Source organism: Alkalinema sp. FACHB-956, from assembly GCF_014697025.1.
In the GTDB taxonomy this organism is placed as follows: Bacteria; Cyanobacteriota; Cyanobacteriia; order Leptolyngbyales; family Leptolyngbyaceae; genus Alkalinema.
On the sequence record NZ_JACJRC010000007.1, the window covers coordinates 128,675 to 154,027 of the forward strand.

19 protein-coding genes and 1 other RNA gene are annotated in these 25,353 nt (G+C 48.8%); 9 read left to right on the forward strand and 11 right to left on the reverse strand.

The window, feature by feature from the left end; translation table 11 throughout:
- Window positions 1-98 precede the first annotated feature (98 nt).
- The 4 genes from H6G21_RS10460 (at window position 99) to H6G21_RS10475 (ending at window position 3,492) form a co-directional block, all read left to right on the forward strand.
- Window positions 99-599, forward strand: coding sequence for a hypothetical protein (locus H6G21_RS10460; RefSeq protein ID WP_190573350.1), 501 nt, complete (start codon window positions 99-101; stop codon window positions 597-599).
- Window positions 589-1,206 carry a shikimate kinase gene (locus tag H6G21_RS10465; protein ID WP_190573351.1) on the forward strand — a complete coding sequence of 206 codons (618 nt, stop codon included), beginning with the start codon at window positions 589-591 and terminating at the stop codon, window positions 1,204-1,206. The genes H6G21_RS10460 and H6G21_RS10465 overlap by 11 nt, the downstream gene beginning before the upstream one ends.
- Before the next feature lie 101 nt (window positions 1,207-1,307).
- Window positions 1,308-2,186, forward strand: a complete 879-nt coding sequence (argB, locus tag H6G21_RS10470) for an acetylglutamate kinase (protein ID WP_242041757.1) — start codon at window positions 1,308-1,310, stop codon at window positions 2,184-2,186.
- A gap of 262 nt (window positions 2,187-2,448) precedes the next feature.
- Complete coding sequence (locus H6G21_RS10475) at window positions 2,449-3,492, forward strand: alpha/beta fold hydrolase (RefSeq protein ID WP_190573352.1); 1,044 nt, start codon at window positions 2,449-2,451, stop codon at window positions 3,490-3,492.
- A gap of 3 nt (window positions 3,493-3,495) precedes the next feature.
- Here the strand turns inward: H6G21_RS10475 and H6G21_RS10480 are convergent, their stop codons facing one another.
- Window positions 3,496-4,977: an alpha-amylase gene (locus H6G21_RS10480; protein WP_190573353.1), complete on the reverse strand. Its 1,482-nt coding sequence runs from the start codon at window positions 4,975-4,977 to the stop codon at window positions 3,496-3,498.
- 249 nt (window positions 4,978-5,226) lie between these two features.
- On the opposite strand from H6G21_RS10480, the gene H6G21_RS10485 reads away from it, so the two are divergent.
- Both H6G21_RS10485 and H6G21_RS10490 read left to right on the forward strand, forming a co-directional pair.
- Window positions 5,227-5,817, forward strand: a complete 591-nt coding sequence (locus tag H6G21_RS10485; RefSeq protein WP_190573354.1) for a Uma2 family endonuclease — start codon at window positions 5,227-5,229, stop codon at window positions 5,815-5,817.
- Between the two features lie 39 nt (window positions 5,818-5,856).
- A complete protein-coding gene (locus H6G21_RS10490; protein WP_190573355.1) occupies window positions 5,857-6,147 on the forward strand; it encodes a hypothetical protein in 291 nt (96 codons plus the stop codon).
- 43 nt (window positions 6,148-6,190) lie between these two features.
- Here the strand turns inward: H6G21_RS10490 and ssrA are convergent.
- The 4 genes from ssrA to H6G21_RS10510 all read right to left on the reverse strand — a co-directional run bounded on the left by ssrA (window position 6,191) and on the right by H6G21_RS10510 (window position 11,979).
- Window positions 6,191-6,579, reverse strand: a transfer-messenger RNA (tmRNA) gene (gene ssrA, locus H6G21_RS10495).
- Window positions 6,580-6,658: 79 nt separating this feature from the next.
- The gene (locus tag H6G21_RS10500) at window positions 6,659-7,366 is read right to left on the reverse strand and encodes a hypothetical protein (protein WP_190573356.1); all 708 of its coding nucleotides are present in this window, start codon (window positions 7,364-7,366) and stop codon (window positions 6,659-6,661) included.
- Between the two features lie 166 nt (window positions 7,367-7,532).
- Window positions 7,533-10,283 carry a DEAD/DEAH box helicase family protein gene (locus H6G21_RS10505; RefSeq protein ID WP_190573357.1) on the reverse strand — a complete coding sequence of 917 codons (2,751 nt, stop codon included), beginning with the start codon at window positions 10,281-10,283 and terminating at the stop codon, window positions 7,533-7,535.
- A 31-nt stretch (window positions 10,284-10,314) separates the two neighbouring features.
- Entirely contained in the window at window positions 10,315-11,979 is a 1,665-nt protein-coding gene (locus tag H6G21_RS10510; protein WP_190573358.1) for a site-specific DNA-methyltransferase, read from the reverse strand.
- A gap of 75 nt (window positions 11,980-12,054) precedes the next feature.
- On the opposite strand from H6G21_RS10510, the gene H6G21_RS10515 reads away from it, so the two are divergent.
- The gene (locus H6G21_RS10515) at window positions 12,055-12,255 is read left to right on the forward strand and encodes a type II toxin-antitoxin system VapB family antitoxin (RefSeq protein WP_190573359.1); all 201 of its coding nucleotides are present in this window, start codon (window positions 12,055-12,057) and stop codon (window positions 12,253-12,255) included.
- An 8-nt stretch (window positions 12,256-12,263) separates the two neighbouring features.
- The gene (locus tag H6G21_RS10520; RefSeq protein WP_190573360.1) at window positions 12,264-12,656 is read left to right on the forward strand and encodes a PIN domain nuclease; all 393 of its coding nucleotides are present in this window, start codon (window positions 12,264-12,266) and stop codon (window positions 12,654-12,656) included.
- Window positions 12,657-12,663: 7 nt separating this feature from the next.
- On the opposite strand, the gene H6G21_RS10525 is transcribed toward H6G21_RS10520, so the two are convergent.
- From H6G21_RS10525 to H6G21_RS10550, 6 genes are all read right to left on the reverse strand, one after another.
- Complete coding sequence (locus H6G21_RS10525) at window positions 12,664-13,341, reverse strand: hypothetical protein (RefSeq protein ID WP_190573361.1); 678 nt, start codon at window positions 13,339-13,341, stop codon at window positions 12,664-12,666.
- Between the two features lie 57 nt (window positions 13,342-13,398).
- Window positions 13,399-15,150: an AIPR family protein gene (locus H6G21_RS10530; protein WP_190573362.1), complete on the reverse strand. Its 1,752-nt coding sequence runs from the start codon at window positions 15,148-15,150 to the stop codon at window positions 13,399-13,401.
- The gene (locus H6G21_RS10535) at window positions 15,150-18,014 is read right to left on the reverse strand and encodes an SNF2-related protein (protein WP_190573363.1); all 2,865 of its coding nucleotides are present in this window, start codon (window positions 18,012-18,014) and stop codon (window positions 15,150-15,152) included. Before H6G21_RS10535 ends, H6G21_RS10530 begins: the two co-directional genes overlap by 1 nt.
- Window positions 18,015-18,106: 92 nt before the next feature.
- Window positions 18,107-20,317, reverse strand: coding sequence for a GAF domain-containing protein (locus H6G21_RS10540; protein ID WP_190573364.1), 2,211 nt, complete (start codon window positions 20,315-20,317; stop codon window positions 18,107-18,109).
- A gap of 1,106 nt (window positions 20,318-21,423) precedes the next feature.
- Window positions 21,424-22,458, reverse strand: a complete 1,035-nt coding sequence (gene dusB / locus H6G21_RS10545; protein ID WP_190573365.1) for a tRNA dihydrouridine synthase DusB — start codon at window positions 22,456-22,458, stop codon at window positions 21,424-21,426.
- A 4-nt stretch (window positions 22,459-22,462) separates the two neighbouring features.
- The gene (locus H6G21_RS10550; protein WP_190573366.1) at window positions 22,463-23,506 is read right to left on the reverse strand and encodes a DUF2325 domain-containing protein; all 1,044 of its coding nucleotides are present in this window, start codon (window positions 23,504-23,506) and stop codon (window positions 22,463-22,465) included.
- 491 nt (window positions 23,507-23,997) lie between these two features.
- Here H6G21_RS10550 and H6G21_RS10555 point away from each other — a divergent pair, with 491 nt between their 5' ends.
- Complete coding sequence (locus tag H6G21_RS10555) at window positions 23,998-25,182, forward strand: aldo/keto reductase (RefSeq protein ID WP_190573421.1); 1,185 nt, start codon at window positions 23,998-24,000, stop codon at window positions 25,180-25,182.
- The last annotated feature ends 171 nt before the right edge of the window (window positions 25,183-25,353 follow it).

Below are 25,353 nucleotides of genomic sequence, written 5' to 3' on the forward strand. Positions count from 1 at the left end.
GTGAATTCATGGGTCGTAACGCTAGGGTTATCCCCTCTGGGCTAAGCTGGAAGATGTTCGATCGAGGGCTGATGCAGATCGGCCATCAGCTAGCTACCATGCCCATTGTCCGCTTAGTTTCCCTCCTAGTGCTGACCCTGGGGTTAGCCATTTTCACTTGGCAAAACTTCAGCACGAGCTTGCCGCTGGTCTTTTTTGGTGTGGCGCTGGGGCAATGGCCGCTTTCCCTGTGGTTGCTCCTAGCTTTACTGTTGGGCAGTGGAACCAGCTTCGCCATCACCGCCCTGCTCAAGCTATCCACCACAGCGGTGAAGTTACCGCGCTGGGGGCAACGATCGGGCGATCGAACCCGCGATCGGCAGCAAAATCGTCAAGCTTCTCGTGATCAAACCCGCGATCGGGCAGATTGGGATGATGACTGGGGTACAGAAAATCCTGGGGCTGAAGATTGGGACGATGATTGGGATAATGGCCCTGTGGTCGATCGGCCCCAACCGGCCCGTGAACCCCAACCCCGCCAGCCCGTGCGTCAGGATGTTGTAGACGCAGAATTTCGAGTGATTGTCCCTCCCTCCCGCAACCTAGAAGATGATCGTTAATCCCACCACCGTCCACCAAGCCCTGCAAGGCACCAACCTCTATCTCATTGGCATGATGGGATCCGGCAAGTCCACCGTTGGTCAAGTCCTAGCCGATCGCTTGGGTTACCAGTTTTTTGACAGCGATACGGTGATTGAACAGGTAGCCCAGCAGCCCGTGAGCCAAATTTTTGCCGAATCTGGAGAAGCGGTGTTTCGGGAACTGGAAACCCGAGTGCTGGCGGAAATTGCGGGTCATGGTCGCAAGTTGGTAGCCACGGGGGGCGGCATCGTCCTGAAACCGGAAAATTGGGGTTACTTGCGCCATGGGGTGATTATCTGGCTGGATGCCTCGATCGAGATTCTGAAAACCCGTCTAGAGGCAGATACCACCCGTCCACTCCTCCAGGGCACCGACCTGGAAACCAAGCTGACATCGCTCTACGCCGATCGCCAAGCCCTCTATGCCCAGGCCGACCTGAGAATTATGCTAGGGGAAACGGATACGCCGGAGGAAATTTGCGATCGCATCCTCCTTGCCTTGGCCAAAGCCTGCCAGGAAAAGCGGGATCAGGACGCCACGATCGAAGAATTGAACCGCCAAAAGCCCTTTCGCTTAGAGGAGTAATTTGAGAAGAGGAATCTCATCAGTCCCTCACATCTCACGTCATCCTCCATATCATCTTGTAATCTAGATAACGTTGTTTTTTTAACCAGCGGTCGATCGCCATGTCCATGCCCCTTGATAACTGCCTTGCTGATGCCTCGGTTCGGGTCAATATTCTGAGCGAGGCGTTGCCCTATATCCAACAGTTTGCAGGGCGGACGATCGTGGTCAAGTACGGCGGTGCAGCCATGAAGGACAGCACCCTGAAGGATCAGGTGATTCGGGATGTGGTGTTTATGGCATCGGTGGGCATTCGTCCGGTGCTGGTTCATGGGGGTGGCCCGGAAATCAATACCTGGCTGGGTAAACTGAACATCGAACCCCAGTTCAAAAACGGCCTGCGCGTCACCGATGCCCCCACGATGGATGTGGTGGAAATGGTGTTAGTGGGTCGGTTAAATAAGGAAATTGTGGCCCTGGTCAACCAAGCGGGCGGCTCTGCGGTGGGGCTGTGTGGCAAAGATGGTAACCTGCTGACGGCACGCCCTGCCGATGAAGAAGGGGTCGGCTTTGTGGGGGAGGTGTCCACAGTGAACCCGCGACTGCTTGAAGTGTTGATTAATGATGGGCACATTCCGATCGTCTCCAGTGTGGCGGCGGATGAGATGGGTCAGTCCTACAACATTAATGCTGATACGGTGGCCGGGGAAATTGCGGCGGCTTTGGGGGCGGAGAAGTTAATTCTGCTCACGGATACACCGGGACTGATGAAGGATCCTAAGGTGCCGGATAGCCTAATTCCGCAACTGACGATTCGGGAAGCCCGCGCACTCATCGATGACGGTACAGTTTCTGGGGGCATGATTCCTAAGTTGAGCTGCTGTGTACGATCGCTCGCTCAAGGGGTGCGGGCTGCCCACATCATTGATGGTCGGTTACCCCATTCGCTCCTGCTGGAAATTTTCACCGACTCTGGAATCGGGACGATGGTGGTGGCGTAGCAGTTTTTGGGGCATTGCCAAAGTTTGAGGGATTGGTCAAATTCGATCGAGAGAGCGTCATTCTTTGATGGTTGATCTCCGCAAAATTTCCAGCCACGGATGTATCCATTTGAGAATTCTCTGGTTACCCTTAATGAGTAATCAGAAATGAGTAATCAGAGAATTCCCACTCAGAGTTCTCCCCAGCTACTTGTTGGTGGGATGCGACGGGTCTCAATCTCTGAGTGCTTTGAACATCGGTTACTTTGTGCATCTCTTGGCTATGGCAAATCTACTCACCCATCTCTATCGAACTGCTATGACTAATTTGCTCGTTCAGCAGACCAAGTTCCGAGAGGATAGCATTGGACTTCGTAACGAGCAATGCCGATCGCGATTTTTAATTCAACCCAAAGACACTGGTAAAGTCTGTCTATTTTTTCATGGGTTTACGGCAGCTCCGTTTCAGTTTGCTTCCCTAGGCCAAATCCTTTACCAAGCAGGCTATAACATTATGATTCCTCTTTTGCCCGGTCATGGCCGAGCTGGGAATTGGGATAAAAATAATCCGCCGCCGCTGCCGCTAGAGTCTCAGGTCTATAAAGATTTTGCGATCGACTGTTTGAAAAGTGCCAAAACGTTGGGTGATGAAGTGGTTGTGGGGGGATTATCGGGGGGCGGTACGTTGGCTACATGGCTTTCGGTGGAAAAAGCAACAGACATTACTCGATCGCTGTTGTTTGCTCCCTATTTAGGTAATAGTCGGTTTGTCTTGGATTTGCTAGCAACTTACTCCAAGGACTATGTGGAATGGAAAGATAAAGCCGAAATGGATCGGGTTGGCTATTCTGGTTTTCCCATACCTGCCACCAAGGCTATCTTACGGATAGGCCAAGAAGCTGTAAATCGTGCCCAGTCGGAACCTACGCCACCGATGTTTATTCTGGCCACTGATCTAGATGCAGCGGTTAATAATAATGATCATCTCACGTTATTTGATGCTGTTCGCAAAAGAGAACCAAGTACTTGGTACTACCGTTTTCCGAAGGAATTAGCTGTTCCCCATGCCATGTTGATCAAGGAAGAAGGAACACAGTGGGAAAATTTATTAAATGTGATGGTGAAAGCTTATTTGCAAAGTGATCTGGCTTGGGATGATGTGGAAGAAATTGCCTACCGCATGACCGAGGGGAAAACCTTCCCACAGGTAGTGAATGAACTAAATCTTGCGGATAAAGTTTCCCCAGATGTGCCAACGATGATTACGATGATTGATAAACGGTCGATCGTGGAAAAACGTAATCCGAACGCAATCAACAACGATTAATCATTAAGCGCTTTCAACCCAAACGGAAACGGAGCCGCCTTTACAGAAGAACTGACCCCAACCATCGTGATTGGTTGTGACGGGGTGGGAAATGTGCTGGGTTAGGTCATGAAATACCATGTTAGGTTTGCCCACCCGCATCCACTTATAACCATCGGTGCCATTACTCATTAACACCGCCATCGCTTTAGGATGATCCCGATCCCCTAGGCGCGACCAACCAATGCAATTGGGATGATCGAAATAATTAATCTGCTCACCATAGGCGTACTGTTGACGAGCTTGTAGGAAGCGATCGATCAACCAACGGTGGGACGGCATCACAATACGGTACTGATTGCCATCCCGACCCCGATCGGTGTATTCCGCGCCATAGTAATCGGCATAGAACACACAGGGATATCCTTCCTGACGAAGCAGAATAAAAGCATAGGCCAACGGCTTAAACCACGGTTCCACCACGGATTCCAGTGCTTGTAGGGGTTGGGAATCATGGTTTTCGACAAAGGTGACGGCATGGGTTGGACGCTGCTGCATCAAGGTTCCATCCAGAATGCGGCGGAGATCGTAATTGCGTCCTGTTTTGCTGGCGTAATGGAAATTGTAATGTAGCGGTACATCAAAAATAGCCATGCGGCCACCCGTTAAGTCAATGTACCAATGTAAGGATTGAATATCTGGGGACCAATATTCACCAACGACAAAGAGATCTTTCCCCGCATATTTTTCTAATGCATCAATCCACTCTGGAAAGAACCAAGCAGAAATGTGTTTAATTGCATCTAAGCGAAATCCATCAACACCTGTGGTATCGAGATACCATTTGCCCCAGTTAATTAATTCTCGACGCACATCAACATGCTGACAATCCAAGTCACAACCCATGAGATAGGCAAAATTGCCTTTTTCTAAGGCAACGTAATCATCAAAGACTTTGCCTTCAAGAAGATAAACCGTACTACGATCGTTGGGGTTGTAATCGTTGTAATCCACCGCATCAAAATGCCACCAATGCCATTCAAAGTTGGAATATTGGCCCGATCGACCGGGGAAAGTAAAGGCGGTATAGCTTTTAATGTCTTGCATGCCCCCTTTGGGCGTGATGCGATTATCCTGGGAAAAGGGCGTGGCTTTCATGGTTTCTGCGGTATCCCCCCCCATTTTGTGGTTCAAGACGCCATCAGCATAGACTTGCATGTTGGCCTGTTGCAGCGATCGAATGGCATCTAGGTATTGTGGTTTGGTGCCGTATTTAGTGCGGATAGAATTTTTCTGATTAAATTCGCCTAAGTCGTAGAGATCATAAACGCCATAGCCCACATCATACTGACCGGATAATCCTTTGTAGGCGGGTGGTAACCAAATGCCTGTAAACCCGTTGGCTGCCAGTTCCGCTGCATTTGTTTTCACTTCGTCCCATAGAATGCCCTTGTCGGAACTATACCAATGGAAATATTGGATCATCGTCCCATTTGTGAATGCCATACCAACCTCTGAAGAAAATGAATCAACCAAAATTCTGAAATTGAATCGATGAATGCGACTTGATGGGTTAATGCTACAGACCCGATCGCCTAAAGAACGGAAATTCCACTAAATTCTTTCAAATTCTTTCAAAGTTTGTCTTTTTTGGGAGAATACAGTGATCCGATTTCTCTACACTAAGATTACAGAGTAGAAATAAGACCGATATAATGGAACTTATCTAGAAGTTCAATCAGGGAGCTGGTTCCCATGACTGTTGCCATTCCCAAAAGAATCAGTCTTGAGGAGTATCTGACCTATGACGACGGGACAGAAGTCCGTTACGAGTTGGTTGATGGCATTCTAGTCAATATGGGTACCGAAAGTACGATTAATACTTTGATAGCAGTGTTTCTAATGAACTGCTTTTGGCAGTTAGGGCTTCCTCACTACCGCATTGGAATCAAACAAAAGATTCAGGTTGCAAGAACCCATGCCAGTGCCCGGGAGCCTGACTTAATTATTCATTCGGAAGAATCCTTGGCTGCGCTCATGGGCAGATCGGAAGCTTGCCTAAAGCTGAACGAACCGAACCCGCTCATCGTCATCGAAGTTGTTTCCCCAGGCACCAAGTCCTCTGAGAATTACCAGCGTGACTATCATCAGAAGCCGGTTGAATATGCCGCTCGAGGGATTTCCGAAATGTGGATTATTGATCCCGATCGAGCCGTGGTGAAAGTAGGCAATCTGACTGATGGCACGTATCGGTTCCAAGACTTCAGGAGCGATGATACAATTGTTTCTCCCACTTTCCCAGAGCTTTCCTTCTCTGTAGGGCAAGTTTTGAGTGGTGGTAGATAATCGAGTTTTGTCAGTAAAAATTGAGTCACTTCTAACTATATGAATCAAGAAATGGTGAAATGCACTTGTCGAAGTGATGATGGCCTTTTCTGTCAAACAGATACCAATGGAGCTATTCGCCCTCTGCCAACAAAAACTAACATAGGTGGAGTAACATTAGAAGGCTTATTGGAAATTGTTGAGACGCTTTTAAAAAGCCCTGATGTGATTGCTGTCAGGATTGTAAAAAGTGTTTGGCGTGAGCAAGAATTTTTTGATCTGGAATTCCAAACAAGGGAGGGAGTTTGCGCTAATAGAATTGCTTCCTACCTAGTATTTAATGAAGGATAGAACTCCAGATCAATATAAGATGAACCCTAAAGTTTTATGAATTGAATGGAGCTGACGGGAGTCGAACCCGTGTCCAAATTGGGTATTAATACATCACTCATTCACAGGTTTAGTTCTTCTAGTCCTCAGAACGGGAACTCGTTATTATCCCAACGAGTAGGATGCCCTGGTTAAGTCTTAGCTAGGGTATAACCGGAGAGAATTTCCCTAGAGCATCCGTTGAGGGTTTGCCAGCAACGCTTAACGGAGTCACGTCGGTGGCGCTCGAACCGATTAGAGGTTAATTAGGCAACTACAGGAGCTGCTTTACGAGCAAAAGGTACGATGTTGTTTGCATCTATTTTGTTTGAGCCTAGATTTACGAGAGTGGACTCCCTCTCGACCTGCATCACGACGTAACGTTCGCCAACCTGTCGAAACCGTTACAGCCCCGTGGTCTGTTACCTCAATTATAGCGTGGCAGATCCTTAGCCGCTAGGAAAACTTGAGAATAATATTTTGCTTGTAAAGTTTAAGGGGAAGGGCTGGCTGACGGGTCCGCAGAGGGCTGTGGGCTACCGGGTTTGGCCTCCTGATTCCCAGACTTGGGTGATTTGGGTTCTGCTTCACCGCCCAAAATAATCGTTCGGCCAGCGGCTTTAGGATCCCGTTGAATCACGATCGGCCCACTATTCTTCGGCGTCAAGGCTGCTTTTGCTTCTGCCTTCACTTGAGCTAGCTGTTGTTGATATTCTGCAAGCAACTTGGGGACAGATTGCGCACCGGGGCTCTTGGGTGGAATGGATCTCAGTAACGAGATCGCCCGTTCCCAACGGAGAAACACCAAGTTCCAATCGTCCTGGGACTGGGCAACAACTGCAACGCTCTTGGCACTCTCCGCCTTATCCTGTGCGTCCTGCAAGCGAGTGTTCACCTCTTCTGCTGACAGGAGGGCTCCCGATTTTGGGGATTTGGCAGGATTCTTAGTTGTGCCAGGTTTCGCCAATTCAAACAATTTTTTTTGTTTGAGTTCGTTAGGATCCACAATGGTACCCACTTCCCCCGCGCGACGCATGGGGGAAACGGAGGGGGCTGGAGAAGGTGTACTGTAGTTACCCAGGGGAACCGTTGCACACCCACTCAGCGTTAACGCAATGGTGAAAAAAGTGAGCGATCGAGCCATGATTGACCTCCCAGCAAAACACCAACCCAAACTATAGCCCACTTTGATTCTAACCATGCTTCTAACCGCTTCATGGTAGATCCTAGGAATCTACGCTGGATTGAACATTAAGCGGTTATCGAAATCAAGCACACAATTGTGATCAATATTTATAACAGAACGATAGTGCTGGGTACCTGCATCGGTCTAATAATTAGGTCTTATGATGATTGTAAGTTGGAGCCTAGTTCTCACTGGTTTGTTTTACGAATTTAGTTGCCAACCCTTGCAGGGTCATATTTTCCTTAATGTCATCATGGGGAATGAGGATATACTTCCAGGGCTTTCCACCATTTTTTTGAGTGTAATCTGAGGCATTTTTGCACCACTGCATTGCAGCGATCGCTTTAGCTTTTACGTCACCGGAATCCATATCCTTCCGTGCCTTTGGTTCCAACATATAGATAGTGTCATCGGTTTCAGCAACGAAATCAGGTTGGTATTCGGGTTGAGTGTTTTGCCATTGGTAATAGATTTGGAATTGTCCTTTGACGGGTTTGAACCACTTGAGTGATTCACGATCGAGGATGATCGACAAAATCCGCTCAGCATCTGATTGGAACTTTTGATGACTATATAGACAGCGTGAGAAACCACCAAATAGATATTTAGACATATTGCTTTTATCGCTGGGAGATTGGCGATAATCCAACACAGCATCAGGGGCAACTGTATAGCTTGGCTGCTTCAGCTCAGTAAAACCGCGACTGACGGTGGCTTCATAACTAGTGGCTTCTTCCCAGAAGTGAGGCTGCATCTGGGTGTGGATGAGATTGGCGATCGCGCTTTGGTGAACAATCAGAATTTGACGAATATCGTTATCGTCATTGAGGTAGCTGCGGAAATGCTGAAGTACTTGTCCGGCAAGGTCGTAGAGTAAATTCGATTGTTCACTGTAGGAAATATCGTCAAAGTCAACGAGTTTTGCGACGATGTAATCTTCTAATCGATTTTCCTGGATGCCTTGGTTAGTTGTTTGCAAAATTTCGACTTCTTGATCGCGGAGGGTTTGAATCCAGAGGGCACTGTCTGGGGTTTGATAGTTGAGGTTGCTGAGATCGAGTGTGAAGGGATGAAAGCCCGATCGGATCTCACCAGTGGGTAATACTACAATTTTAGGGATATCGATCGTTTGCTGAATAAACAGGTCTGTAGTTTTGGCAACAATTTTGTCAATTTGAGCAGGTTCTAATTTTGGGGTAATTCCTTCTAGCTCAAGCTGTTTATCAGGGATTTTTTGCTGCACTTTGTAGGCTTGTGCAACAGCCGCTTTGACTCGTGTTTGAATTGCGGGAGTGGCCAAAGTTGCACTGGTAGGCACTTCGTTCGGTTTATTTTCTAAATCCCTTAACGCTTTGTAGGTGAGGTGGGCGACTGTTTGCTCAGCAGGTGTTTTGAAGATGGGTTCGATCGATGGACTGAGCGTTGTTACAGGATTAATCGTGGGTTGAGTGCCTGTGGTTTGACCTGTTGAGGGTTGGGTTGGGAGACCTAGTTTAGCGTTTAGATTAGGAATGATGGTGACGGTGTTGGGTTTCGGTTGGGGCACTTCGGAGATGTAGCGAACTTGAACCTGAATCTGGGAATCTGTTTTTTTGGCTTCATCGACGATTTCTTGGAATTTATCGTGGGCGACGATGTTGAGTCGATCGACTGCGGATTCTCCGGTGCGTTTGCCGTAGGGAAGGCGCAAGCCCCGTCCGATCGTTTGTTCGATCAGGATTTTGGCGTTGGCGGCACGTAGGGGAATGATGGTATAGAGGTTGGTGACGTCCCAGCCTTCTTTGAGCATGTTGACGTGGACGACAATTTCGGTGGGTTCGTCGGGGCTTTCGACTTTAAGGAGACGTTCGATCGTTTCGTCTTCTTTGGCTCCGGTTTTACTGGAATCGACTTGGAGTACTTTATCGCGATATCGGCCTTCAAAGAACCGATCGGATTGCATCAGTTCGACCAGGGCAGCGGCATGGGTGGTGTCGCGGGCAATTACGAGGACGAAGGGTTTTACGGTTTTGACGTTATTGTTACGGGCGTAGGTATCGAGTTCGACTTTAATTTCTTCGTGCAGGCGGATGCCATCTTCAAGTTTTATCTGTTCGATTTGTTCGGCAGATAGGCCCAGTGCTTTGAAGTTTCTGCGGGTGGCGACAGCGGGTTCTTTAACGAAGCCATCAACTAGGGCTTTGCCTAGGGGATAGTCATAGATGATGTTATTGAAATCAATTGCGCCTTTATTGGTTTCGACTTTGGGGGTGGCGGTGAGTTCGAGGCCGAGGATGGGTTTGAGTTCGTTAATGGCGCGGAGTCCGGCGGAGGCGCGGTAGCGGTGGGATTCGTCCATGAGGATGACGAGATCATCTAGTCCGGCGAGGTAATCGAAGTAGCTTTCACCGATGTATTCGGAGAGGCGTTTGATTTTGGGACTTTTGCCGCCGCGCACTTCGGAGTTGATTTTGGAGATGTTGAAGATGTTGATTTTGCAGTTGTATAAGCCTTCGATCGTGGAGGCGGATTTTTCGTAGTTGTCACCTGTAATGATTTCAGGTGCGTTCATTGCAAATTCGGAAATGCCTTTGAAGACGTATTTGGTCGTATTTGGGGTGAAGTCGGTGATGAGTTTGTTATAGATTGTCAGGCTGGGGGCGAGGACGAAGAAGTTTTTGATGCCGTGGGCGAGGTGGAGGTAGGTGATGAAGGCTCCCATGAGGCGGGTTTTGCCGACTCCGGTTGCGAGGGAGAAGCAGAGAGAGGGGAATTCCCGATCGAAGTCGGTGACGCTGGGAAATTCGGCTTGGATCGTGGCGAGGGCCGTGTTCCGATCGATCTCTTTGCGAAGTGGGAGGATTTCGCAGACTCGATCGAGGATGGTGAGGGAGTCACGTTGGGGTTGGCGGAGGCTGAGGCGACCGGAGATGGCGTTGACGTGACGGTTCATGGGGATAGTGATTGAGAATGGGGAGCTAATGTTACAGTCCTAGGTCGAGTTGGCCTTCGACTTTTACTGTTTTAGCGCGTTTTTTGGGTTGTGGTTCAGTGGGGGTTGAGTTTTTGGGTGGCGATTGTGGCAGGTTTTCGATTTGCAGGCTGTAGTCGTCTTTGCCCCATTCGCAGCGATCGAGGACTTGTTTGGGGATTTTGCGGACGGTGAGGTTGGGGAATTGGTCGGTTTTGCCGCGAAAGGCGCTACAGAGGACTAGGAGGGTGCGGTGTTGGCCGACTTCTTCGCTGAGGTGGGCGAGTTGGGTTTGGCTGAGGGTTTGGGTGGTGACGTAGAGGTAGTCGGTTTCGGTGGAGTGGCCTTGTTGCCAGTAGTGGGTGTCGGAGGGGGCGTAGGTGAAGCCTTCGAGTTTGCAGAGGGCTTCGGCGAGCATGGCGGCGTTGTAGCTGGGGTTGATCACCCAGTTGTCCCAGTTGTCTTTTTGCAGGAGGGAGGGGGCGAGGTGGTAGTAGCGGAAGCCGCCGCCGCCTTGCCAGTGGGTGGCTTTGGTGATGCCGCCGGGGTCTTGGCCGTCGATGACTTTTTGCAGGCGGGGGATGATGTGGGTGTGGCAATGGTCGCCGAGTTCGATCATGATCCAGCGGCGGCCCATTTTGTGGGCGACTGCGCCTGTGGTGCCGGAGCCTGCGAAGGAATCGAGGACGAGATCGCCGGGGTTGGTGGCAATGTGAAGAATTCTATGTAGAAGTCTTTCAGGTTTCGGAGTGTCAAACGCCTGATCTTTACCAAATAATAAATGCATTTCCTTTTTGGCTTCATCTGTATGACCTGTCTCTTCGTGGTTCCACCAAGTATTTGGAACAATGTCTGAAGCATCTTTTAGATACTGCTTGAAAGATGGGGCACCATCTCCTGATTTTCCAAAATAAGCTAATCCTGACTCCACTATCTCCAACCACTGAGCCTCAGTTCGAGACCAGCATCTACCGGATGGTGGCATTCTGACTTTCCCTGTTGGCGTTTTGATTGGATAGGACAAGTTAGGCCGGAGATTGGGGGCATCCCAGGGAATCGCTCGCCAAGGGCCATTAGGGTCGTTGTCGGGGTTTTTGTATTGTCCAGCTTGTGTCTCTGTTCGAGCTAATCTATTACGTATTTTTTTCCACCGTTCAGGCTCATGAGCATAAACGAGTACTGAGTTGTGGGAAAGGGAAAGACTTGCATCATTCGATCTAGAATATCTATTTTGCCAAACTACATTAGCAACAAAATTAGGTCTTCCAAATATTTCATCACACATAACTTTGAGGTAATGCGCTTCTGTATCATCGATCGTTATCCATAACGATCCATCTTCCGATAACAACTTCCGAATAATTTCCAATCGGTCTCGCATCATCGACAGCCATATCGAATGCTCTAATCCATCGTCATAATGGGTAAACGCACTGCCTGTATTGTACGGTGGGTCAATAAAAACACATTTCACCTTCCCCGCAAACTCCGTCTCCAACGCCTTCAGCGCCAGCAAATTATCCCCAAAAATCAACCGATTATCAAAAATATCCTGCTCCGTCACCCGCTGGGCCGCATGGTAAGACTTCTCCGGATCTTCCAGCAAAATCCGCGGCTCCAACTTAGGCCGCACATCCTTGCCAATCCACGTCAGTTCTAGCTTCTGCTTCTTACCCACGATCCCAACCGCCTATAATCAGAAATAGACCCGCACTAGTTTACACGTAAGTCAACCAACAATCACCCCAAACCCATGAAAACCAACATCGAAATCGATGATACCCTCGTCACCGATGCCCTCAAAGCCACCGGACTCAGTGCCCAACAAGAAGTCGTCGAACTCGCCCTCAAACTGCTCATCCAAATGAAAAACCAAGAAGCCATCCGGGCTTGGCGCGGCAACCTCCCCTGGGAAGGCAACCTTGACCAACTGCGCACCGACATCGAGCAGTAAAACAGTACATGATTATTGTAGATTCCAGCGTCTGGATTGACTACTTCAACGGCCAATCCACCCCACAAGTCGATCGCCTCGACCAACTCCTTACCAGCCAACCGATCGCGATCGGCAACCTCATCCTCACCGAAGTCCTCCAAGGCTTTCGCCAAGATGCCGACTACAACACAGCCAAGCGCCTGCTGACCAACCTCACCGTCTTTAACCTGCTCGAAGCCGACCTCGCCATCAAAAGCGCCGATAACTTCCGCACCCTCCGCAAACAAGGCATCACCATCCGCAAAACGATCGACGTAATCATCGCCACCTTTTGTATCGAAAACAATCACGAACTGCTATTCGCCGATCGGGATTTCATCCCATTTGTTGATCATCTTGGCCTTCAGTCCGTAATATAATCCACCATTACGAAACTCCTGTCACCATATCCAAGTTCTGCACACACAAGCCAAAGAACGATCGCAACAGCCCCAACAAAATTGACATCTCCCCAATCCCATGGAGCAAGGTCTCCGAAACCGATCCATCGATCGCTAACCGATAAAACTTCCACCCCTCCCCATTCGTCACAATCCCATAAATCGGCACAGATCGCCCCAACTCCCGATTACTCCACTGACAAGCCTGCATCTCCACCAAACACTGCGCCGTCCCCTGCTCAAAGTCATCCTTCTTCGCTTCTATGACACAAACAAACGGCCCTTCCAAATAAGCCCGCCGTTGGGCAATCAAATAATCTGCATTCCCACAAGTCTTCTCCCCCTCTAGATAAGCCCCCTTCCACACCTTCAGCCGTTGGTGAAACCTCTCGCCACGAGAATCAAACCCCTCTAACCCCTCCTCACAAATCGCATCAATCAACAGCGTCTTCGACACCTCCAAACTCTCCAAATCAAACCGCTGCAACCGCTCCAGCCGCTGCCGAAAAAAATCACTAATTGGCACAGGCTCCGCCTCGATTCCCGTTCCGAGAGGCTCCGCCAACGACCAGCGAGACAACTCAATAATCCCCAACTGCTGAAACGCCTCTTTGTAGGAGAAACTCGAAAAACTCTTTTTCCGTTCCTGGGTAGCCTGAACCATCCCAATACCTCCACAATCACAATAATTAATTCAATAGTTCTATTTTAAAGAGGTTACTCAACTAAGAATCGGATCATCCGCCAACTGCTTCAGCAAACCCGCCCGCAACCTTCGACAATTTCCCACATCGCTAAATACCAATTGAAGCTGCTCCTGCGATGTATACCCCTGCTCGTCGCACACCCTCCACAGTCGTTCCGCCAGTTCAACGGTGTATTGCGAGACTTTAGTCTTCTCATCATCATTGAGTTGGATGTCATTACCTTGCTCCAGTTTAAGTTGAATAAAGACGACCGCCAGCAGCACCCAACATGCATTCTCAAAAAATGCCTTCCGCACCCCAGTACTGGCCTTCCCATTCTCCTGCATCACTTGACTCACCAACCGATGAACTTGAACCGCCCGCCACACCGTCCGCGCTGACCGATCGGCTCGAAACACCAGAGAATATCGAGAAACTCCAGCATTCTTCGCTGTATCAATTACTTCCATCGACCAAAGGGAAGCTCGATTTGCGACAATTCGTGCACAGAAATCATCTAAATTCTCCCCCTTAGTCAAACAAGCCGACGCAACAGTCGCCTCTTGCAAGGTAAAGTTTGACTCATCTGGATCGGGCGTATCAGCAGCATCTTTATAGTGGTAAACAATGCCTGACAACAGTAACTGCTGGGCGATTCTCGCTTGTTGCTCATCCAGCGCCACAAAATCCCGTGAACTAATCTGGTTTTGGAAATTGGTACTGCGCGTAATCCGCTCTGCAAAAGCCCGATCGTTCTCACAGCGCTGAAGTGAAATCATCTTTACAAATACATACCCCTCTGGCTCCGCATCACCCGAATTTTGGAAGTACTGTGCCACAGAACCCAGAGTTTGAGCTCCATTTACAATTGAAACTCGATAAGCCGTAATACGCTTGAAGTCAGGATTTCCTCGATCGAGATTATTCACAACAAGGCGATCGCAATAAGCCGTCAACCCATTATTCAAATAGAAAAAACTCTCTGGCTCTTCCTGAATCGTCGTCAAAATTTGCTCATTGACTTCTGTACTTCCCTTATAAGCCCGAATATTCGCCGCAACCAGTCGTTTGCCGTGTTGCATATAGAGATTGGCCAAATCCTTCAGCGGCAGTAGGCCAAATACTGTTTCATAAGGCTTTTTCAGCCAGCCTGGTTTCAGCAGTGTTAATTCCACCTGCTCCGCCCCAAAGCCCAGATCTGCCCCCGTCAGCCAGTCATACACCGTCGTTAGATTACACAGTCGCACATCCAAATAATCATCTTCAGCCGAAAAACGTTGCTTCAAGTCCTCAAATAATCGCAGCCGATCCTCCGATACCGTCTGAATCCCCGAATAGACTAACACCGGACAGACCTGAACAGTCTCTTTAATCTGTACTTCAATTTGAGGTAATCGTTTACGCCATTTTTCATTCTGCTTAAATGCATCAAACTTCCCCTGAAGCAAGTTCTCCAGCCCTGTCTTAAACTTAGTCACATCCCCCAGCTCTGGCTCTCCTTGACCATTGGCAACATACTTTGATTGCACTACAAAGAATGTCGAACTAGTCGCCGCATAGTAAATGGCATCAATCCCACCATCACCACCGCCATCCACCACAGAATTTGCAGCATCCTCTATTGAACACCCAGCAAGTTTATGCACTGCATAGGCTGCTAATGCACGCGACAAAAAATTAGATTCTCGCTGTTCTTGTTGATCAACAACCGCTTCTGGAAGCATACCTGTAAATAACTGCCGTAACTGCTTGGGAAGCTCTAAAATCTCAACCGGGATCTCACTCATTACGCCAAACTCCAACGAATCTCAAACAACGACTGCAAGCTGCTTGTCTGTTTCAACTGCCCCTCAATCTGAGCAATTAATTCATCCCGCTTTTGATCAATCTCATCCTGTGCATCAAACAACGATCTACGCTTCTGACTTCGCTGCTGTTCCAAAGCCTTTACCTGCTTCTGCCCTTCCAACTTCGATTGCAAATCCACCGCCGCTGTTGCTGCCCGTTTTGCCTCCTTAATCTGTCGATCCATCTCCCTAATATCCCGCTCCAGCATCACCTTCAAATCTTCTGCCCAGCTATCCAGCTTCTTCGCCTCCTCCTCAAAAAACTTCGCATTCCGCTCCGCTACTTGCTGTTGAATTTTATTCACTTCCGCTTGGATCGATCGGCTTAAATCCTCCACCGCCACTGCTAAACTTACTACCCGCCCCGGCAACGACATCAACCGTTTTGCCTGCTCTTGGTCAAGCACTGCACCATCATCTGTCACCGCCGCAAATACCAAATAATCCTCCGTCTGTTCCAGCGCCTTAACCGTAAACAAAGACAACTGTAAACTCCCAGCCATCCCCACAAATGGCTCCAAAATTGCTACTTTCCCTTCATAATTTGAATAGTCAAACAAAACCTGGGCACGATCGAGCTGTCTCTGTTTCGCCCGCTCAATCAATAACTCCGCCAGTGGGTGTCCCATTCGATAAGCATGGGCATTATCGGATTGACGTGGCAACTCGTAGAGTCCTAACTCTATTTCGCCAGCCTCTGCCCCTGTTGGCAACCGATGTAAGCGAAAAGTACTTTCCCCTGTAAAGTCCGCTGCATCTGCTAGTTCATGCTTTGTTAGCTGCATCAACCATCGCTCAAACTGACCTAAAAGCTCGCGCGAATTCTCAGCCCGTACTTTCAGCTTTTCTCGTACCTCATCATCGAAGTTTTCCAATAACTTCTGGCGCGTTTGCACCATCGCTTGATCAATCTCCAAACTCAACTCTTGCTGGAGCTGATTAAATGCCTGATTAATTTCTTGTGGTTGCCGACAACGTTGATAAATATCCGCAATCCGCTTCTCAAAGTCTACCCCCGACTCGATCGCCCCCAATACCTCATCGCTACTACCAAATACCCCCTCAAACAACCTGAACTTCTGATCTAACAACTCATAAACCCGCTGATCCGCTGCATTTTTCTGATTTAAGAAGTTCACCACCACCACATCATGCTTCTGCCCATAACGATGGCATCGGCCAATTCGTTGTTCAATACGTTGCGGATTCCACGGCAAATCATAGTTCACAATTAACGAGCAAAATTGCAAGTTAATCCCTTCCGATCCCGCCTCCGTTGCAATCATAATTGTCCCTTGATCACGGAAATAATCAACTAAAGCCGATCTCATATCCGCCGTCTTAGAACCCGTTATTCGATCTGTTCCCTCATATCGCTTTAGCCAATTCTGATAAATTTCTCGTGATTCGGGATCATTATTTGTTCCATTAAATAGCAATAACCCCTCATTCCATTCACTCTCTCCAAGCAGCTTGAGCAAATATTCCTGAGTCCTACGCGACTCTGTAAAAATTATTGCTTTTCGCGCACCACCATAGCTTTCTGCCCGTTCAAACGCTGTTTTCAAAATTTTGAGTAATGCTTTACCCTTTTCATTTTGTTCAATCGAAGTGGCCAACTCCGCAAAGGCATCCAGTTCCTTGATTTCCGCTTCGATCGCCGATCGTTCCGCCGCAGAAATCACTACCGCCAGTTCATCTTCATTCCACTCATCGGATGTTTCCGACAGCCCTTCATAATCCTCATCCAGTTCATCCGTCAGGGGCTTGACAATTGGCTGCTCCACCAACTTCGCCTTCAAACGATTCGACAATGACTGCAAAGTGCCTGCGATGGCGAAGGTTGAAGAAGCCAATAACTTCCGCATCACTAAAGTCGTCAATCGCCGTTGACTTGCGGGCAAAGCCTGCAAATTATCACGACTCAAATATTCCGACACCAACTCATATAACTCTTGCTCATCAGGGCTTGGTTCAAACTCTTGCAGGATCGCATGACGCTGGGTAAACGGAACATAGGCCGTCACCTGCCGCCGCAATGTTCGATGGCACAAAGGCTTCAATCTTTCTTTCAAGACCTCCGCTGCCTGCGACTGATTTAGCCGAGAAAACTGTTCACGAAAACTCTTCAAGTCACCAAATGCTCGATCGTCAATAAAACTCACTAACCCGTATAGTTCAAGTAATGAATTCTGAAGCGGTGTTGCAGTCAATAACAGCTTATTGCGCTTTTGCAGCGCCCGCTTCAAAGTATTGGCAATCACATTGGATGATTTATAGACGTTTCGCAGACGATGTGCCTCATCAATTACAACCAAGTCCCATGGTGTAATTTCCACATCATCTGCCTTATTTCGTGCAAACTGATAGGAACAAATAACTACTGTATCCGCTAGATCAAAGGGATTGTCTTCACCTGCCTTGACCAAATTCTTATAAGGTTCAGATTCCAAAATTCGACAGGGTACAAAAAACTTCTCCGTTAGCTCTTGCTGCCACTGCTTTCGCAGATTCGATGGCGTAATCACCAAAATGCGCCGCTTCCGCTCCGCCCACTTCTGCGAAATGACTAACCCTGCCTCGATCGTTTTGCCCAAGCCTACTTCATCTGCTAACAAAGCTCCCTTGGACAGCGGTGACTGAAATGCAAACAAAGCTGCATCGACCTGATGCGGATTCAAATCCACCTTGGCTCCTGCCAAAGTTCCAGATAACTTTTCCAGCGTCGCTGCTGAACAGCGACGCGTCAACTCATACGCATAATACTGTGATTGATAATTTGTAGACAAATGAAAATACACCATGAGCTAGACCGCCTGCTACATAGTTTTATTCAAGCACAGTCAGTGGTGCGACATTAACGCAGTATTAATCAACTGCTATTTCCAGATACCATTTAACTGCTATGTAAAGTACAAGCTTCTTGGGTCATGACCCGATCGCCCTCCAGGGGCAAGTCTTCGTGGGCATCAGGTTTTGTAGAAGGGATGTGGGGCGATCGATGGGCTGAACCATCGGTTTCAGATTCCACCATGACTGGAATTTCAATGACGAACTCAGCCCCTTGTCCGGCTTGAGAAATCAACTTGAGTTGGCCTTGGTGCTGATCCACAATAACTTGATAACTCACCGTTAAACCCAGGCCAGTTCCTTGGCCCACGTCCTTAGTGGTAAAGAATGGATCAAAGATTTTGGATTGCAGATCCGGTGCAATACCTGGGCCGTTGTCCTTAATCACAATCCGTAAAATTGACTCAATTTCTGCGTGGGACTCAGCAAAGTCAGCCTTATCTGAAGCCCGATGGACTAAACTGGTGGCGATCGTGATCTGTTTATGTTCGATCGACCAATCCGTTAATGCCTCCACTGAGTTTAATAAGATATTCATCAAAGCCTGATTTAACTGACGGGGATAGCATTTCACTTTTGGCAAACTACTGTATTGTCGATGGATGCTAATTTCTTCATTGATGTAGCTTTGCAAAATCATCAACGTGCTTTCAATGCCTTCATGGATGTGCACCGCTTTATAATCGGCTTCATCCAAGCGAGAAAAGTTGCGTAACGACAGAATAATACTGCGAACTCGCTCAGCACCACTGCGCATGGATTTGAGTGTGGGAGGTAAATCTGTCAAAAGAAAATCTAGCTCTAATCTGTCCTGCAAATCCTGTAACTCTAGGGCAGGATTGGGATAGTGGGCTTGATAGGCTTTGATCAGAGTCACGAGGTCTTCCATGTAGGTGTTGACATGGGTGAGATTCCCCAGCACGAAATTGATGGGGTTATTAATTTCGTGGGCAATCCCTGCGACCACGCGCCCCAGACTGGACATTTTTTCGCTCTGAATTAACTGAGCTTGGGTCAACCGGAGCTCTTGGAGTGTGGCTGCCAAATGGCGAGCTTGGGCAGCACTCTCGATCGCCTGTTGTTGCGTTTTGGCATACAACCGCGCCTGTTGAATGGAGATTGCCAGTTGATCGGCCACCGCCTGCGCTAACTTTTGATCATTTTTTGACCAGAAGCGTACGTGGGAACATTGGTTCAGATACAAAATAGCGTGCAGCGTTTCCTTGGTTTGCACTGGAACCACCAACGAAGATTTAATTTCCGCCCGTTGGTACTCTGGATTTTCTGGGCCAATCCGGGGATCGATCGCCACATTGGAAATCACCACCCGCCGTTGATTGGCCATAACCCACTGGGTGATCGGGCCGTTCAAATCAAATTCATCGGTGGAGACTGCAAACGGAGGCCGACAGACTTCGTAGAGGTGTTTTTCCCGAGAAACCGCATACCTAGAAGCTTGAGTCTTTCCCACCCCCGCTTTTGCAGAGGACTCGTCATGGGGAATTTCATCCACCAAGTGCACAAGACACCGATCGACCTGCAACACCTCCAATAACTGTGCGATCGCACCTTTGAGGATGGTGGGGAGTTCAAAGCTTTGGCGAGTTTGTGCCGTAATTTGATTGACTAACTGTTCTCGTTGCGCCTGTTTTTGAGTTTGCTCGTACAGTTGGGCTTGTTCGATGGCGATTGCGAGTTGCTGGGAAATGGTTTGCAACAACTCCACCTCTGTAACCGTCCACTGTCGAGGTTGGTTCGATAGACAGCCAATAAAGCCCAACGTTCCATCCTGCATCGGACAGGGCACCATTAAATTGGCTTGAGTGCCCAAAATGGGGGATGCTTCAGAGGGCGTGAGACGGGGGGACGCGGGCAACCAACGGCTCAACCACGCGAGTGGGGGCGGTAATGAAATCGGGCTGGGTTGAACTAATAACTTGCCTTGGGTGATGGCCTGGGTAAAAGGCCCAAACAGGTGAATGGGATAGTAGCCCAGTCGTAACATGGGTTGCGGCGTTCCGGGCTGGGCGGGCAAGTCCGAAGGAGACAGCGGGTTTGCAGGACTTTCCGGCGAACTCCTTTCACAGACTAACTGAATGCGTTGGGTATCCTGGAAGTACCAGAAAAATGTACACCGATCGAGATTCAGCAAGGCTGCAAGTTCATCAACTGCCGTTTGCAGCACAACTCGTAGCTCTAGGGAACTTCGGATGCGATCGATAATTTGCCGCAGCGCAGCTCCTTGTTGATCAATCATTGGAAATGGCTTCACAAACAAACTCAAATAACTGAGAGAACACAGGACATTACGGAGTCACTCAAGATTGCTTTTCGGAGAAACGATCTAAGATCACCCTGAGAAACTCCCATTAGATCCCAGTTCTTTCGTTTTACCCAAAACAATTGGTTGATTGGTCAATGAATCGTTTCACCCAAGAGAATGAAACTGTAAATGCACCCATGCGTCGTTAGCTGACTCCAGTGGTTCAAGGTGATTTATCCACTTACAAGATTCAGCCTCAATTGATCCCTTTACGGATCTAGTATTCACTAAAACCAGACTTTAGGATCAACTAAAGTTTAGTAACTCTAGTATTTGTTTTGGTTTGAAGTAATTCTTTGTTAAAAGAGATGGTCTATGGAGGGCATCCACGGGCATCTCAACGTTTAAGGAAGCCTTAACTCAGGTAGTTGCGACTCTATATTTAACCCTATAGTAGATTAGCAGGTTATATCCTCAAAACCCACCATTGGAAGATTTTTGGCTTTGACCTAGTCGCTTGATTCGTAGATTTTGCCCCCATAAAGTGTTGTACTTTACCAAACGAAAGAGAAGCATTCATCAAAAGCAATTAAGCCAAAATTAAGCCAGAATCGATGGTGATCCAATAGTTGCTTCATCCAATAGTTGCTTCAGTAGTGTCAAACTGTGTGTCACCCTGCCTATCAACTTATGGGTCAACCTGTGTGTCAACCTATGTGTCAACCTGTGTGTCAACTTGGCACTCCGCTTGCTTGGAAGTTCAAATGAAATCTCCTTTTTCAGCGGATTGGCCCATCGATGAATTCTGATTGCTTGAACCTGATTGCTTGAACCTAATTGTTTAGTCTTTGTAGACAGGCGTCATTTTATTTATTTTTACCAAATAAATATTTTAAGGGATACAGGGGACTAAAATTGTAGTCAAATCTACCAACGAGATTCCTAACTTGAGTTATCCAGTCTAGTGAGTCGGTCTAGTGAATGGCTGGGTGATCCGTCGCTAGCGTTGCAATGATGGGTGGGTGGATAAATCAGAGATATGATTGGAAGCTATCATTTCTGCGCCGATCCCTGAGCCACGGTTAACGCCTGAGCTACGGTTAACGAATGGGTTCTAGCATCATCTCGGCTTGAGCTAAGTCGATCGCGCGATCGAGGAATGCTAACCCTTCCTCCAGAGACTGAATTTGGCTCAACTGACTGCGCAATTCCGATGCGCCGCTAAAGCCCTTGCAGTACCAAGCCATATGTTTTCGTGATTGATAGACCCCACGATCGCCCTTATAGGCCACCAGCATTTCTAAATGGTCGCGGGCACATTCTAACCGTTCCACGAGGGTGGGCGTGGGTTTCAGTTCTCCCCGCTTCAGAAAATAATCGACTTCCCCCACCAAAAAAGGATAGCCCAACGTGCCTCGGGAGCACATGACCCCATCGGCCCCCGTTTCCTCCAAACATTGCACCGCCGCTTCCACCGAGAAAATATCCCCATTGGCAATCACGGGGATGGACAGCACGGATTTCACCCGTCGGATCCACTCCCACTTAGCCGATCCCTGGTAGCCCTGGGCCCGGGTACGACCATGAACCGTCAGCATTTTTGCACCTGCCGCTTCCAGTTTCTGGGCAAAGTCTAGGATATTAATTTCGTCCTCATCCCAGCCAATCCGGGTCTTCACCGTAACCGGAACATGAACCGCTGCCACCACTTCCCGGACGATCGCTGCGGCCAGATCCGGTTGCCGCAGGAGTGAAGATCCCCCACCATTCTTCGTGATTTTATTGACCGGGCAACCCATGTTGATATCCACGGTATCCGCCCCCTCGGCCACCGCCTTTTGGGCCGCTTCCGCCAAAAAATCGGGCCGACAGTCGAATAGCTGGATGCTAATGGGCCGTTCCTGGGGATCAAGTTCCATGATGGTGGGAATGTCCCGCAGGTGGCGCAGGCTGGAGGCTTGCACCATCTCGGTATACATCATGGAATCTGGGGCAAAGCGCCGCACCAGCCGCCGAAAAACGAGGTCGGTTACACCGGAGAGGGGAGACTGCAAGACCCGGCTCAACAGCGTCACATCGCCAATATTCAGGGGCTGGGCCAGCCGAGCTTGGAGTTCAGGGGAGAGAACGGGCATGGCGTTAGGAATATTTAGGCCGCTTCACCAGGGATTTAACCTTGAGATTGTAGGCGATCGCCTCCAGCACCGTCACTAATCCCGTCGTGTTAATCATTTCGATCGGTTTACCCGTTTTCTGGGCGGCGTTCTTGGCTTTTTCTGTCAACTTGTGGCTGGCATAGCCCGTCAGAATCATCACCAGGTCAGCGGTGGGAATGTGGGATTCGATCTGCTCGGCTCGGTTTAGTCCTTCCTGGGCTGTACACCACACCAGTTCGACTTCCGATTCCCGCAGGCGGTTGCGGACGGCGGTATAGAGCCGATCGTGGCCGCCAAAAATAACCACCTTGCCTGCCAAATCCGTATAGGGGTTGGGGCGTTTCTCCGTTTTGCGGTGGCGGACTTGGGGTTGGAGATCGGTGTTGCGGGGACGATTGCCTCGGTTTTCCCAAGCTTTGTTGTAGATAAATTGCAGGGCGCTCTCGTGGGTGCCTTGGATGCGGGCAACGGGGCCACGATCGCTGTTGTCGTTGATTTGCTTAACCAGCGCTTCCACCACTTCTTCCAGGGCACCGGGAACGGCCTTCAGGTCATGGCGATACCCATAAATGGTGATGGCTGCATCCGTCGCGTCGTAAAAGTCGTCCTGCTCAGCAATTAGCTCCAGTAAATCTTCCTTCAACTCCTGTCGCCACTGGGACAGATCGATCGCCGATCGCTCATCTAATCTTCGTTCTTCAACTTCTAACAGCTCTTGCTCAATTTCCTCATCAACGGCTGCTTCAGCCAATTCATCTAGGTGGTTTAGGTGTTCTTTGACTTGATCGGCTTGGGTTTTCAGGGCGAGGTATTTTTCGTTGTCCGCCATTTCCGCTTTGGAAAATGCTGCGATCGCGGACTCTACCTTTGTTAACAATCCATTTAATCGTCCTGCAATTTCCTCCCTCCGTTTCTCAATCCGTTCCGCTCGTTGTCTACGCAATCGTTGTCTTTCTAATTCCTCTTCGGCCTCTGACACCAGCGATGTAACGGAAACTTCTAGTTGATCAAGATCTGCAAGGTTCATAGCAAGTTAACTAAGCTAAAGGATAAACAGGAAAAAAACGAACTGGCAGGCTGAGACCCCAAATCTGACTTTTATTTGTGAAAGATTCGTGAATATAAACCTGTTCTATCTATAATTACGCCAAATTCACGCCAGATGCTAGGACTGGATGGAGAATTCATCCAACCGGATAGCTGATCCAGTGTTCGATTGAAGTTGCCTATTGTCATAGTATCTGGTGGAGGGCGTTGCATCCAGTAAGTGATCTGAGTCGTCTGAGTTGTCTGAGTAAGCTCAGCCTGAGTAGTCTAAGTGATCTAAGGGTCTAGTTGAGCAATCTAACATGTTCAGCATTCCCAATCCGTTCTGATCAGGGTCACCCAGGTGGGTGATTTTCATCATCTTCATTCTAGATTGCTACAGTTGAGTTGAAGAAGTAAAAAAAAATTGTTGTTGAAATGAGTGTGAGTCCTAGGTCTCAATCGGAACTGAGTGCTATGAATCTGCCCACTATGCAATATCGACGATTTGGACGCACGCAGCTCAAAATGCCGGTCTTTTCCTGTGGGGGGATGCGCTATCAATACAAGTGGAATGACGTTCCTGCCCAGGAGATTCCTGCGGAGAATCAGCGCAATGTGGAGCAAACTGTGCGCCGCTCCCTGGAATTGGGGATTAATCACATCGAAACGGCACGAGCCTATGGAACTTCAGAAGTCCAGCTGGGGCAAGTACTGCCCCTGATTCCGCGTGATCAGTTTATTCTACAGACAAAAATATTGGTTCAGGAGCTTGGACAATCCTTTCTGGACACCTTTGAGCAATCCCTGGCGAGCCTGAACGTCGATTATGTGGATTTATTGGCAATCCATGGGTTGAATTCTGCCAGTCACTTGGAAGATTGCCTGAAACCGGGGGGATGCCTTGAGATGGCCCGATCGCTCCAGGCCCAAGGGAAGGCCCGATTTATTGGTTTTTCGACCCATGCGCCCACGGAGGTGATTATCCAGGCGATCGAAACCGATGCCTTTGATTACGTTAATCTCCATTGGTATTATATTAATCAGAACAATTGGCCCGCGATCGAGGCGGCGACCCGCCATGACATGGGTGTTTTTATCATCAGCCCCTCGGACAAGGGTGGAAAACTATATGCTCCCCCTAAAAAGTTGACGGATCTCTGTGCCCCCCTCAGCCCGATCGTCTTCAATAACCTGTTTTGCCTCAGCCATCCCCAAATCCATACCTTGAGCATTGGAGCCGCGAAGCCGAGTGATTTTGATGAGCATTTGAAGACACTCCCCCTCCTCGATCGGGCGACGGAGATCCTGGAACCCATCCTCCAGGGATTGGAGCAGGCGGCGATCGAGACGCTGGGGGCAGACTGGTGGCAGCGTTGGTCGATCGGGCTACCAACGGTCGATCAAACCCCTGGGGGATTAAACATTCCCGTGATTCTCTGGCTGCGTAACCTGGCGTTGGCCTACGACATGACGGACTATGCCAAAATGCGTTACAACCTGCTGGGGCAGGCGAGTCATTGGTTTCCTGGTTCCCGCGTCGATCGGGTTGATCCAGAGGGGCTTAAACCTCTGCTGGCCAACAGTCCCTTTGCCGATCGGATTCCGCAACTCCTGCGAGAGACCCATGACTTGTTAGCGGGTGAAGAAGTGCAGCGACTTTCCCAAGCGGACTGATGCAAACTGGAGTGCAATCAACCTGCTGAGTGATTAAAAAAATATGGGTAAACCGTCATTGCCAGCTCAAGTCATTGCCAACTCAAGTCATTGCCAGCTCAGTGACGGTTTACCCTTGCTTGTTTCAGTGTTCCCAATCCACTAATGCTCCAAATCCACTAGCACTCCAAA

What these genes read in the sequence shown, in the direction of transcription:
- H6G21_RS10460 (WP_190573350.1), top strand. Translation starts at nt 99, where the DNA reads ATGCCCATTGTCCGCTTAGTTTCCCTCCTAGTGCTGACCCTGGGGTTA.
- H6G21_RS10465 (WP_190573351.1), top strand. Translation starts at nt 589, where the DNA reads ATGATCGTTAATCCCACCACCGTCCACCAAGCCCTGCAAGGCACCAAC.
- argB (WP_242041757.1), top strand. Translation starts at nt 1,308, where the DNA reads ATGTCCATGCCCCTTGATAACTGCCTTGCTGATGCCTCGGTTCGGGTC.
- H6G21_RS10475 (WP_190573352.1), top strand. Translation starts at nt 2,449, where the DNA reads ATGGCAAATCTACTCACCCATCTCTATCGAACTGCTATGACTAATTTG.
- H6G21_RS10480 (WP_190573353.1), bottom strand. Translation starts at nt 4,977, where the DNA reads ATGGCATTCACAAATGGGACGATGATCCAATATTTCCATTGGTATAGT.
- H6G21_RS10485 (WP_190573354.1), top strand. Translation starts at nt 5,227, where the DNA reads ATGACTGTTGCCATTCCCAAAAGAATCAGTCTTGAGGAGTATCTGACC.
- H6G21_RS10490 (WP_190573355.1), top strand. Translation starts at nt 5,857, where the DNA reads ATGAATCAAGAAATGGTGAAATGCACTTGTCGAAGTGATGATGGCCTT.
- H6G21_RS10500 (WP_190573356.1), bottom strand. Translation starts at nt 7,366, where the DNA reads ATGGTTAGAATCAAAGTGGGCTATAGTTTGGGTTGGTGTTTTGCTGGG.
- H6G21_RS10505 (WP_190573357.1), bottom strand. Translation starts at nt 10,283, where the DNA reads ATGAACCGTCACGTCAACGCCATCTCCGGTCGCCTCAGCCTCCGCCAA.
- H6G21_RS10515 (WP_190573359.1), top strand. Translation starts at nt 12,055, where the DNA reads ATGAAAACCAACATCGAAATCGATGATACCCTCGTCACCGATGCCCTC.
- H6G21_RS10520 (WP_190573360.1), top strand. Translation starts at nt 12,264, where the DNA reads ATGATTATTGTAGATTCCAGCGTCTGGATTGACTACTTCAACGGCCAA.
- H6G21_RS10525 (WP_190573361.1), bottom strand. Translation starts at nt 13,341, where the DNA reads ATGGTTCAGGCTACCCAGGAACGGAAAAAGAGTTTTTCGAGTTTCTCC.
- H6G21_RS10530 (WP_190573362.1), bottom strand. Translation starts at nt 15,150, where the DNA reads ATGAGTGAGATCCCGGTTGAGATTTTAGAGCTTCCCAAGCAGTTACGG.
- H6G21_RS10535 (WP_190573363.1), bottom strand. Translation starts at nt 18,014, where the DNA reads ATGGTGTATTTTCATTTGTCTACAAATTATCAATCACAGTATTATGCG.
- H6G21_RS10540 (WP_190573364.1), bottom strand. Translation starts at nt 20,317, where the DNA reads ATGATTGATCAACAAGGAGCTGCGCTGCGGCAAATTATCGATCGCATC.
- dusB (WP_190573365.1), bottom strand. Translation starts at nt 22,458, where the DNA reads ATGCCCGTTCTCTCCCCTGAACTCCAAGCTCGGCTGGCCCAGCCCCTG.
- H6G21_RS10550 (WP_190573366.1), bottom strand. Translation starts at nt 23,506, where the DNA reads ATGAACCTTGCAGATCTTGATCAACTAGAAGTTTCCGTTACATCGCTG.
- H6G21_RS10555 (WP_190573421.1), top strand. Translation starts at nt 23,998, where the DNA reads ATGCAATATCGACGATTTGGACGCACGCAGCTCAAAATGCCGGTCTTT.